Here is a 10,138-nt window from a genome sequence, read left to right on the forward strand (position 1 = left end):
CGTCACGTCAGCCGGAGGGGGCGGGCGGAGGTCAGGAGGCGACCGGCGGGGCGCCGAGGGCCGCGTCGAGCGTGGGGTAGCTCCGGAGCACCTGGTCGACACCCGCGGTCCGCAGGAGCCGGGTCAGGGCCGTGCCCGGTGCGGCGATGCGCAACTCCGTCTGCTGGTGCACCTGGATGAGGAGGCTGAGGAACGACGAGTCCGCGAAGGTGACCGCGGACGCGTCCAGTACGACGACCTCGTGGCCGGCCGCGGCCTGCCAGATGGCGATGAAGAGCGGATCGATGCTGTCGGAGTCGAGATCGCCCTGGGCCCGGACGACCCAGTAACCGTTGACCTCGCCTTCGGCCGCCACCACGGGCAGGCCGGCCGGCGCGGAGTTGTCGAGAGGCTCGCGGACCATGCGGGAATTATGCCAACCGCCCACGCCCCCGGCCGCCCGCACCCGGCGGCGCGTGCATGCTCCCCCGGCGTGCGGCGTGCGGCGTGCGGCGTGCGGCGTGCGGCGTGACGCGTCGCTCAGGCGAGGGCGACCAGCGCGACGATGTGCTTGCCGCCGGGGAGGTACGTGACGGACACCCGCTTCGCGAGGCGGCGCACCAGGAGCCAGCCGTAGCCGCCGATGGAGGCGGCGGCCGCATCGCGTTCCACGACGACCGGTGCCCGCGTACTGGCGTCGGCGACGGTGAGGAGGAGGCCGTCGTCGGTGATCTCCGCGGTGAACCCGGTGAGCCCGCCGCCGTGCCTGACGGCGTTGGTCACCAGCTCCGAGGTCACCAGCAACGCGTCGGCCACGACGACGTCGGCCGGGCCCTCCCCGCCCAGCTCGCAGAACTGCGCTTCCAGGAGCCGGGTGACCACGTCCCGTGCGGCAGCCGCGTTCCGCGGCACGCCGGGCACGCGGTCCGTGCCCGCCGGCTCCTCCGGAGCAGATGAGCTGACGGCCTCCTCCGGCCCGTCGGCCGGATTCCCGCCGTCGCTCAGCACTTCTCGTTCCCCGTTCATTACCCTCTGCGCCTGCCCGGTCGGGCTCCGACCACACTCCCGGCCCGGGGGCCGGTCGGCGGACGCCCGCGGACGGTCAGCATCTCAGCGCCGCGTCCACGGTTTCGGCGAACGTGAAGGCGCCGAGAGTCCCCGAGACCTCGAAGAGCCTGCGCACCCCTGTCCCGAGCGGTCCGGCCAGCACCAGACGTACGCCGGCCCCGGCATGGCGCCGCTGCGCGCTCAGCAGGACGTGCAGCCCTGTCGAGTCGGCGAACTCCAGCCGGGACAGGTCGGCCACGGTCAGCCGTCCACCGCTCCCGGCGGCCTCCTCCAGCGCCTCGACGACCTCGGAGGCGCCCGACCACCCGTCCAGGCTCCCCCGGACACGGATCAGAACGACACCGTCGTCTGCGGCCTCCACGACCACACGCAGTTCATCTGCCGTCATGCGTCATATGTTCCTACACCGGGAGAGAGGTGTGGAGCACGAGCCCCACAGCCCTTCCCATCGTCCGCGCACCCGGCCCCTCCCGGAGAGCGCGCCGGGTCAGGGCCACACCAGGCAGTAGGCCTGGTGGCCCGCGTCATGCAGGCGGTAGGAGAAGTCCTGCCACTCGTGGAGCAGCTGGTAGACGTTGAACGCGTCGCGCGGGCCGCCCCGGTCGGGGACCGTGGACCAGATGAAGGCCGCCGCGCCGACCGATTCCTCGCCGACGTCACGCAGGGGGTCGACCACCGTCATGGGCAGCTTGACCACCGCATAGTCGGGATGGAGCACGACCAGCTCCAGCGGGGGGACCTTGTTCAGGGGTATGCCCTGTATGCCGGTGAGGACCATGGCCGCCACCGTCTCGGGCTTGATCTTGCTGAACATGCCGCCCATGCCCAGCTCGTCGCCGCCCAGCTCCTCGGGACGCATGGAAATGGGCACACGTGCGGCGGTGGCCCCGTCAGGGGCACCGAAGTACTTGTAGGTCACCCCCACCCGTCCACTGCTCCTGCTCCCGGAAACATCGGCACCACCCGCCTGAACGTCCCGCACGCGCTCGGCCTCGCGCTCGGCCTTGCGCCGGTGCCGCCCTCGCCGGGCAGGCTCGGGCCCCAGGTCGTCGGTCCCTTCGCCCACTCCGCCACCGCGATGCATATCTCATCCACCCGACTACTTCTTAGGAGACACAGCCCCGCCGCGCAACCCGATCATCGTCAGTGACCTCCCCCACGGGCGTGCGGTGAAACACCTGTCCGCAAGACCGTCGACGCCTCTGACACCATGGCATGTGTGAGCTTTCCCTATGACGCCCCAGTTTCGCAGACGCGAGGAGACTGACGCCCTTTCGTTGTACGAGCCTCATACGGGGAGAGCGCGCTCCCTGCTCACCGGCGGCCGGAATTCCGGCCAGGCCCCCCGAATCCCGAATCGCAGATCAGGACCAAAGTGGCGTATTCATACGAAGCCCCAGTTTCGCAGACGCTTTTCGACCGTGCGTCCCTCGTGACGCCCGGCGGCGTGAACTCTCCCGTGCGTGCCTTCCGGGCCGTGGGCGGTACGCCCCGGTTCATGGTGTCCGGTAAGGGTCCGTACCTCACCGATGCCGACGGCCGTGAGTACGTCGACCTCGTGTGTTCGTGGGGGCCGATGATCCTCGGCCACGCACACCCCGAGGTCATCGCGGCCGTCCAGGACGCGGTGGCCCGGGGGACCTCCTTCGGTACGCCGGGCGAGGGCGAGGTCGCGCTCGCCGAGGAGATCGTGGCCCGCATCGAGCCCGTGGAGCAGGTGCGGCTGGTGTCGTCCGGCACCGAGGCGACCATGTCCGCGATCCGGCTCGCCCGTGGCTTCACCGGGCGCGCCAAGGTCGTGAAGTTCGCCGGGTGCTACCACGGGCACGTCGACGCGCTGCTGGCCGCCGCCGGCTCCGGTGTCGCCACCTTCGGCCTCCCCGACACGCCCGGGGTGACCGGGGCGCAGGCGGGCGACACGATCGTGCTTCCGTACAACGACCTGGAAGCCGTGCGCGCCGCGTTCGCCGCGCAGCCGGGTGAGATCGCCTGTGTGATCACCGAGGCTTCGCCCGGCAACATGGGTGTCGTACCCCCGCTGGACGGCTTCAACGCCGGGCTGAAGGAGATCTGCGCTGCCGACGGCGCGCTGTACATCTCCGACGAGGTGATGACCGGATTCCGTACGTCGAAGGCCGGCTGGTACGGCATCGACGGGGTCCGGCCGGACCTGATGACCTTCGGCAAGGTCATGGGCGGCGGCTTCCCGGCGGCGGCCTTCGGTGGCCGCGCCGACGTGATGGCCCACCTGGCCCCCGCAGGCCCCGTCTACCAGGCGGGAACGCTCTCCGGGAACCCGATCGCCACCGCCGCCGGGCTCGCCCAGCTGCGGCTGCTCGACGACGCGGCATACGCGAAGGTCGACGCGGTCTCCGCGGAGCTGCGCTCCCTCGTCGGTGAGGCCTTCACCAAGGAGGGCGTCGCGCACACGGTGTCGGCGGCGAGCAACATGTTCTCCGTCTTCTTCACCGACGAGCCCGTCCGCGACTACGAGGGCGCGAAGAAGCAGGAAGCCTTCCGCTTCACCGCGTTCTTCCACTCGATGCTGGAGCAGGGCGTCTACCTGCCGCCGTCCGCCTTCGAGTCCTGGTTCGTCTCCACCGCCCACGACGCGCGGGCTCTCGAGCGGATCGCCGCGGCGCTGCCCGCCGCCGCCCGCGCCGCATCGGAGGCCGTCGCATGAGCGGGAACAGCGAGAACAGCGCGAAGGACATCACCGTCGTCCACCTGATGCGCCACGGTGAGGTGCACAACCCCGACGGCGTGCTCTACGGGCGCCGCGCCGGCTACAGCCTGTCCGAGCTCGGCCGCCGGATGGCCGACCGGGTCGCCGAGCACCTGGAGAAGCGCGACATCACGTATGTCGTGGCCTCCCCGCTGGAGCGCGCCCAGGAGACGGCCACCCCCATCGCCAAGTCGCACAGCGTGGAACTGGCCACCGACGAGCGCCTCATCGAGGCCGCCAACGTCTTCGAGGGCAAGACCTTCGGGGTCGGTGACGGCGCGCTGCGCAAGCCCGAGAACTGGAAGCACCTCACCAACCCCTTCAAGCCGTCCTGGGGCGAGCCGTACATCGAGCAGGTCGTACGGATGATGGGTGCGCTGGACGCGGCGCGCGACGCCGCGCGCGGGCACGAGGCGGTCTGCGTCAGTCACCAGCTGCCGATCTGGATCGTGCGGAGCTTCGTGGAGCGGCGCCGGCTGTGGCACGACCCGCGCAAGCGGCAGTGCACCCTGGCCTCGCTGACGAGCTTCACGTACCAGGGGGACAAGATCGTGTCCGTCGGGTACACCGAGCCCGCCAGGGACCTGGTGCCGGCGCATCTGCTCGCGGGTGCGAAGCCGGTCAAGGGGAAGTCCAAGGCGTTCGGGGCGTAGCCGCCCGTACGCCGCGCATCGACCCCCGCGTGGTCCTCCGTTCTGTGTGTCATGTGCAGCACCTGTAAGGGTCTGTCCACGTAACAACTTTTGTGATTATCGGCGGAACCGTCGTGTTGGTTTCCTCATCTAAGCCATCGCCAGTTTGTATGGCATTGAGGTAATACGACCGCAGATGGGGACGCTATGCGTGAAATCAACCGAAGGGGCCTGCTCGGGGCCGGACTCGGAGCCGCAGCCGCACTCACGATGACCGGCTGCGGCTCCCTCGGGTCATCGGACAACGGCCGGCCGGAAACCGAGAAGGGGGGCAAGGGCGGCAAGGGAACGCACGGGAATGGCGGTGGCCCTCCCGAGAAACACGTCAGGCTGATCGGCGACGGTTCCACGGCGGACACCGGAAAGCAGCCGAATCAGCCCGCCGCCCCCGTTCGGCTCGAGCCCGGCCAGACGCCGCCGCAGTTCGTGATCTTTTCCTGGGACGGAGCGGGCGAGGTCGGCAACGGGCTGTTCCCCCGTTTTCTCGAACTCGCCCAGGAGCACGACGCGGCGATGACCTTCTTCCTCTCCGGGCTCTATGTGCTGCCCGAGTCGAAGAAATCTCTCTACCGGCCGCCCAACAACCCCCGGGGCGCCTCCGACATCGGCTATCTGACCGATGACCACGTCAAGCAGACGCTGAAGTACGTCCGCCAGGCCTGGCTCGACGGGCATGAGATCGGCACCCATTTCAACGGGCATTTCTGCGGCGGCTCCGGGTCGGTCGGCGACTGGACGCCCGCGCAATGGCAGAGCGAGATCGATCAGGCGGTGTCGTTCGTCACCGAATGGCGGACGAACACCGGCTGGGAAGACGTCGACCCGCTGCCGTTCGACTACCGGAAGGAACTGGTCGGCGGACGAACACCCTGTCTGCTCGGCCAGGACAATCTCCTCCCCACCGCGAAGCAGCTGGGGTGGCGCTACGACGCGAGCTCGCCCGGCGGCAGTCAGGTGTGGCCAGTGAAGCGCCAGGGTGTCTGGGATCTTCCGCTGCAGGGCATTCCGTTCCCCGGCCACACCTTCGAAGTCCTCTCCATGGACTACAACATCCTCGCCAACCAGTCGAAGAATTCGACCAACGGCATGCCGTCGCGCTATCCCGGGTGGCGCACCCAGGCCACCGAGGCGTATGTCGCCGGATTCGACCGCGCATACGAGACGAATCGCGCGCCCTTCTACATCGGCAACCACTTCGAGGAGTGGAACGGCGGCATCTATATGGACGCCGTGGAAGACGCGCTCAAACACATCGCGGGCAAGCAGGATGTGCGCCTCGTCTCCTTCCGGCAGTTCGTCGACTGGCTCGACGCACAGGACCCGGCGGTGCTCGAGAAGCTTCGTACGCTCCAGGTGGGACAGTCCCCAGAGGGTGGCTGGAACACCTTCTTTAAACAGGCTTGACAAGGGGCTTTACGGGCACCGAGGGGGGTGCGCAAGATCCCCGGAACTGCCATGCGAAACTTTTCACATGAGCTCTGGCCGCGCACCCCGACGCCGCTTCACCCTGCTCGCCGCCACTGCTGTGGCCGGTGCCCTGACCCTGTCCGCATGCAGTGGTGACGGCGGCCAGGCGGGCGGCGGCGGCAACACGAACTTCGTCACAGGCAGCGGTGGGATCTCCACCGTCGCCAAGGGCGAACGCACCGACGCGCCGAAGCTCGACGGCGCGACCCTGGACGGCACGTCCCTCGACGTCGCCGACTACAAGGGCAAGGTCGTCGTCCTGAACTTCTGGGGATCGTGGTGCGGCCCCTGCCGCGCCGAGGCCAAGCACTTCGCGAAGGTGGCGAAGGAGACCGAGGCCGAAGGCGTCCAGTTCGTCGGTGTCAACACGCGTGACCCCCAGAAGTCCCTCGCGGTCAGCTTCGAGAAGGACTTCGGGGTCACCTACCCGAGCCTCTACGACCCGACCGGGAAGCTGCTCCTCCGCTTCCCGAAGGGCACCCTGAACCCGCAGGCCATCCCGTCGACCGTGGTCATAGACCGGGACGGGAAGCTCGCCGCCCGCACGCTCGCCGCCCTCGACGCGGAGAAACTGCGGAAGATGATCGACCCGCTGATCGCGGAGAAGTGACGCCGTGCTCCAACTGGCCGCGGCAACCGGTTTCAACGACACCGTCTTCAACGGTGCCCTGCTGGTGGCTCTGCCCATCGCCCTGCTCGGCGGTCTCGTCTCGTTCTTCTCGCCGTGCGTCCTGCCGCTCGTGCCGGGATACCTGAGCTACGTCACCGGCGTCAGCGGCACCGACCTGGCCCAGGGCCGGCGGGGCAGAACCGTGACGGGTGCCTCCCTCTTCGTGCTCGGCTTCACCGCCGTCTTCGTCTCCGGCGGGGCGCTGTTCGGCTACTTCGGCCAGACCCTCCAGGACTACAGCGGGACCCTTTCCAAGGTTCTCGGCGTGCTGATGATCCTGATGGGCGTCTTCTTCATGGGCCTGATGCCCTGGATGACGCAGCGCGAATTCCGCATCCACAAGCGGCCGGTGACCGGACTGGCCGGAGCGCCGCTGCTCGGCGCGCTCTTCGGCATCGGCTGGACGCCGTGCCTCGGCCCGACGCTCTCCGCCGTCAGCATGCTCGCCGTCGACCAGGGGACCGCCGGCCGCGGAGCGGTGCTGTCCGTGGCGTACTGCATCGGGCTCGGCGTCCCGTTCGTCCTGGCGGCGGTCGCCTTCCGCAAGGCACTCGGAGCGTTCGGCTGGGTCAAGCGCCACTACGCGTGGGTCATGCGGATCGGCGGCGGCATGATGATCGTGACCGGGGTGCTCCTGCTGACGGGTGCCTGGGACGCGCTCATGCAGGAGATGCGAGTCTGGTCCGACGGCTTCACTGTGGGGATCTGAGTTTTGATGAGCAACACGAACACCACGGACGAGCGCGACCTCGGCCAGGCCGGGGAGCAGCTCTCCACCGCCCCGCGAGAAGAGTCCGCCGCCTCCGTACCGGCGATGGGCGTCATCGGCTGGACCCGCTGGTTCTGGCGGCAGCTCACCTCGATGCGGGTCGCGCTGATCCTGCTCTTCCTGCTGTCGCTCGGCGCCATCCCCGGCTCGCTGATCCCGCAGAACAGCGTGGACGAACTGAAGGTGCAGACCTTCAAGGAGGCCCACACCACGGTCAGCCCGGTCTACGAGAAGCTGCAGTTCTTCGACGTCTACAGCTCGGTGTGGTTCTCCGCGATCTACATCCTGCTGTTCATCTCGCTGATCGGCTGCATCGTCCCGCGCACCTGGCAGTTCGTCGGGCAGCTGCGTGGCCGTCCGCCGGGCGCACCGAAGAAGCTGACCCGGCTGCCCGCGTACACCACCTGGCGCACCGACGCCGAACCCGAGCAGGTCCGTGAGGCCGCGCTCGGCATCCTGCGCAAGCGGCGTTTCCGCTCGCACATGGCCGGGGACGCCGTGGCCGCGGAGAAGGGCTATCTGCGCGAGACCGGGAACCTGCTGTTCCACATCGCTCTGATCGTCATGCTGGTCGCGTTCGCCGGCGGGCAGCTCTTCAAGTCCGAGGGCGGCAAGCTCGTCGTCGAGGGCGACGGCTTCGCCAACACGATCACCCAGTACGACGACTTCAAGTCCGGCTCGCTCTTCGACAACGACGATCTCACCCCCTTCAGCTTCGACCTGCAGGACTTCGTCGGTACGTACGAGCGCAGCGGTCCCCAGCGCGGTACGCCCCGGACCTACGAGGCCAGGGTGACGTACTCCGAGGGCGCGGACGGGGAGTCGAAGAAGAAGGTCATCGAGGTCAACAAGCCTCTGGTCGTCGACGGTACGAAGGTCTACCTCAACGCGCACGGCTACGCCCCGGTCATCTCGGTCAAGGACGGCAGGGGCAAGGAGGTCTACAGGAGCGCCGTGCCCCTGCTGCCCATCGACAACAACGTCACCTCGACCGGTGCGATCAAGGTGATGGACGGCTACAAGGACAAGAGCGGCGAGAAGACCCAGCTGGGCTTCCAGGCGTTCTTCGTACCGACGTTCGCCGGTGACGGCCAGGGCACGATGTTCTCGCAGTACCCCGGCCTCGACTACCCGGTCCTCGCGCTCAACGGCTACTACGGCAGCCTGGGCGTCGACTCCGGGCTGCCGCAGAACGTCTACCAGCTCGACACGTCCAAGATGAAGGAATTCAAGGACAGCAACGGGGACAAGCTGAAGAAGCGGCTGCGCCCCGGCGAGACCATGAAGCTCCCCGACGGTGCGGGCTCGATCACCTTCGAGAGCGTCGAGGAATGGGCCAGCTTCCAGATCTCGCGCCAGCCCGCCAGCGGCTGGGCGCTCACCGGTGCCGTCGCCGCCATCATCGGGCTCGCGGGTTCGCTCTTCATCCAGCGCCGCCGGGTGTGGGTGCGTGCGGTACGGGGGACGGACGGCGTCACCGTCGTCGAGATGGCGGGCCTGGGCCGCAGCGAGTCCGCGAAGCTTCCCGAGGAGCTGTCCGACCTCGCCCTCGCCCTCCACACCGTGGCGCCGACCGCACCCGCCCCGGAGCCCCACCCCGCGCCCGAGACCGAGCCCGGACAACCTGCCGAAGAACCTGCCGAAGGGGCTGAGAAGTGAATCTCGCCGCCGCAACGAACGAGAGTCTGGCGGATATCAGCAATACGCTGATCTATTCGTCGATGGCCGTCTACACCCTTGCCTTCTTCGCGCACATCGCGGAGTGGGTGTTCGGCAGCCGCAGCAAGGTCGGCCGTACGGCCGCCGCGCTGAAGCAGGACACGGCCACGGTGAAGGTGCAGGTGGCGAAGCAGGGCGGCACCGCCGTGCTGGAGCGTCCCACGGTCGTCACGCGCTCCGCCGCCGGGACCCGCGACGTCCCGGACGGTCCCGGTGCCGCGGGCGGCACGTTCAAGGGCGACCTGTGGGGGCGGATCGCGGTCTCCCTGACCGTCGTCGCCTTCGCCGTCCAGGCCGGCGGGGTCGTCGCGCGCGCCCTGTCGGTGCAGCGTGCCCCCTGGGGCAACATGTACGAGTTCTCGATCACCTTCTCCACCGTGGCGGTCGGTGCCTACCTGATCCTCCTGGCGCTGAGGAAGAACGTCCGCTGGATCGGCCTGATGCTGGTCACCACCGTCCTGCTGGACCTCGGCATCGCGACCACCACGCTCTACACCGACAGCGACCAGCTGGTCCCGGCACTGCACTCCTACTGGCTGTGGATCCACGTCTCCACCGCCATCATCTGCGGAGCCGTCTTCTACCTGGGCGCCGTCGGGACCCTGCTCTACCTCTTCCGCGACAGCTACGAGAACAAGATCGCGAACGGTGGGACGCCCGGGAAGTTCGCGACCTCCGTCCTGGAACGGCTGCCTGCCGCGAAGTCCCTGGACACCTTCTCGTACCGCATCAACGCCGCCGTCTTCCCGCTGTGGACGTTCACGATCATCGCGGGCGCGATCTGGGCGGGCGACGCCTGGGGCCGCTACTGGGGCTGGGACCCCAAGGAGGTCTGGTCCTTCATCACCTGGGTCGCGTACGCCGCCTACCTGCACGCGCGCGCGACGGCCGGCTGGAAGGGGCGCAAGGCGGCCTACCTGGCGCTGGTCGCCTTCGGCTGCTGGCTCTTCAACTACTACGGCGTGAACATCTTCGTCACCGGCAAGCACTCCTACGCCGGGGTCTGACGGGCACACCCGCGTACGACGGGAGGGCGCGACCATCGTGGT

At 68.7% G+C, this 10,138-nt stretch carries 11 protein-coding genes; 7 read left to right on the plus strand and 4 right to left on the minus strand.

Going from position 1 to position 10,138, the window contains the following annotated elements; genetic code table 11:
• Window positions 1-31: 31 nt before the first annotated feature.
• From ACFWFI_RS36180 to ACFWFI_RS36195, 4 genes are all read right to left on the minus strand, one after another.
• Entirely contained in the window at window positions 32-403 is a 372-nt protein-coding gene (locus tag ACFWFI_RS36180; RefSeq protein ID WP_387398826.1) for an STAS domain-containing protein, read from the minus strand.
• 116 nt (window positions 404-519) lie between these two features.
• Window positions 520-1,005 (minus strand): ATP-binding protein, encoded by a 486-nt coding sequence (locus ACFWFI_RS36185; protein WP_387398828.1) that lies wholly within the window; start codon window positions 1,003-1,005, stop codon window positions 520-522.
• A 76-nt stretch (window positions 1,006-1,081) separates the two neighbouring features.
• Window positions 1,082-1,435, minus strand: coding sequence for an STAS domain-containing protein (locus tag ACFWFI_RS36190; RefSeq protein WP_387398830.1), 354 nt, complete (start codon window positions 1,433-1,435; stop codon window positions 1,082-1,084).
• A 99-nt stretch (window positions 1,436-1,534) separates the two neighbouring features.
• Window positions 1,535-2,131, minus strand: coding sequence for a hypothetical protein (locus ACFWFI_RS36195; protein WP_387398832.1), 597 nt, complete (start codon window positions 2,129-2,131; stop codon window positions 1,535-1,537).
• 291 nt (window positions 2,132-2,422) lie between these two features.
• Between ACFWFI_RS36195 and hemL the strand changes: the two genes are divergently transcribed.
• The 7 genes from hemL (at window position 2,423) to ccsB (ending at window position 10,096) form a co-directional block, all read left to right on the plus strand.
• Entirely contained in the window at window positions 2,423-3,730 is a 1,308-nt protein-coding gene (gene hemL, locus ACFWFI_RS36200; RefSeq protein WP_387398834.1) for a glutamate-1-semialdehyde 2,1-aminomutase, read from the plus strand.
• The gene (locus ACFWFI_RS36205) at window positions 3,727-4,425 is read left to right on the plus strand and encodes a histidine phosphatase family protein (protein ID WP_387398835.1); all 699 of its coding nucleotides are present in this window, start codon (window positions 3,727-3,729) and stop codon (window positions 4,423-4,425) included. The genes hemL and ACFWFI_RS36205 overlap by 4 nt, the downstream gene beginning before the upstream one ends.
• Window positions 4,426-4,611: 186 nt before the next feature.
• The gene (locus tag ACFWFI_RS36210; RefSeq protein ID WP_387398837.1) at window positions 4,612-5,868 is read left to right on the plus strand and encodes a polysaccharide deacetylase family protein; all 1,257 of its coding nucleotides are present in this window, start codon (window positions 4,612-4,614) and stop codon (window positions 5,866-5,868) included.
• Between the two features lie 67 nt (window positions 5,869-5,935).
• On the plus strand, window positions 5,936-6,541 hold the full coding sequence (locus ACFWFI_RS36215; protein ID WP_387398839.1) for a TlpA family protein disulfide reductase: 606 nt from the start codon (window positions 5,936-5,938) through the stop codon (window positions 6,539-6,541).
• Between the two features lie 4 nt (window positions 6,542-6,545).
• A complete protein-coding gene (locus ACFWFI_RS36220) occupies window positions 6,546-7,310 on the plus strand; it encodes a cytochrome c biogenesis CcdA family protein (protein WP_387398841.1) in 765 nt (254 codons plus the stop codon).
• Window positions 7,311-7,316: 6 nt separating this feature from the next.
• Window positions 7,317-9,029 carry a cytochrome c biogenesis protein ResB gene (locus tag ACFWFI_RS36225; protein WP_387398843.1) on the plus strand — a complete coding sequence of 571 codons (1,713 nt, stop codon included), beginning with the start codon at window positions 7,317-7,319 and terminating at the stop codon, window positions 9,027-9,029.
• Window positions 9,026-10,096, plus strand: coding sequence for a c-type cytochrome biogenesis protein CcsB (ccsB, locus tag ACFWFI_RS36230; RefSeq protein ID WP_387398845.1), 1,071 nt, complete (start codon window positions 9,026-9,028; stop codon window positions 10,094-10,096). Before ACFWFI_RS36225 ends, ccsB begins: the two co-directional genes overlap by 4 nt.
• Window positions 10,097-10,138: the final 42 nt, after the last annotated feature.

It is taken from the genome of Streptomyces sp. NPDC060209 (assembly GCF_042728155.1).
In the GTDB taxonomy this organism is placed as follows: domain Bacteria; phylum Actinomycetota; class Actinomycetes; order Streptomycetales; family Streptomycetaceae; genus Streptomyces.

Coding starts and splice junctions, on each gene's coding strand:
- ACFWFI_RS36210 (WP_387398837.1), top strand. CDS start 4,612: ATGCGTGAAATCAACCGAAGGGGCCTGCTCGGGGCCGGACTCGGAGCC.
- ACFWFI_RS36225 (WP_387398843.1), top strand. CDS start 7,317: ATGAGCAACACGAACACCACGGACGAGCGCGACCTCGGCCAGGCCGGG.
- ACFWFI_RS36190 (WP_387398830.1), bottom strand. CDS start 1,435: ATGACGGCAGATGAACTGCGTGTGGTCGTGGAGGCCGCAGACGACGGT.
- ACFWFI_RS36195 (WP_387398832.1), bottom strand. CDS start 2,131: ATGCATCGCGGTGGCGGAGTGGGCGAAGGGACCGACGACCTGGGGCCC.
- ACFWFI_RS36180 (WP_387398826.1), bottom strand. CDS start 403: ATGGTCCGCGAGCCTCTCGACAACTCCGCGCCGGCCGGCCTGCCCGTG.
- ACFWFI_RS36215 (WP_387398839.1), top strand. CDS start 5,936: ATGAGCTCTGGCCGCGCACCCCGACGCCGCTTCACCCTGCTCGCCGCC.
- ACFWFI_RS36185 (WP_387398828.1), bottom strand. CDS start 1,005: ATGAACGGGGAACGAGAAGTGCTGAGCGACGGCGGGAATCCGGCCGAC.
- ACFWFI_RS36205 (WP_387398835.1), top strand. CDS start 3,727: ATGAGCGGGAACAGCGAGAACAGCGCGAAGGACATCACCGTCGTCCAC.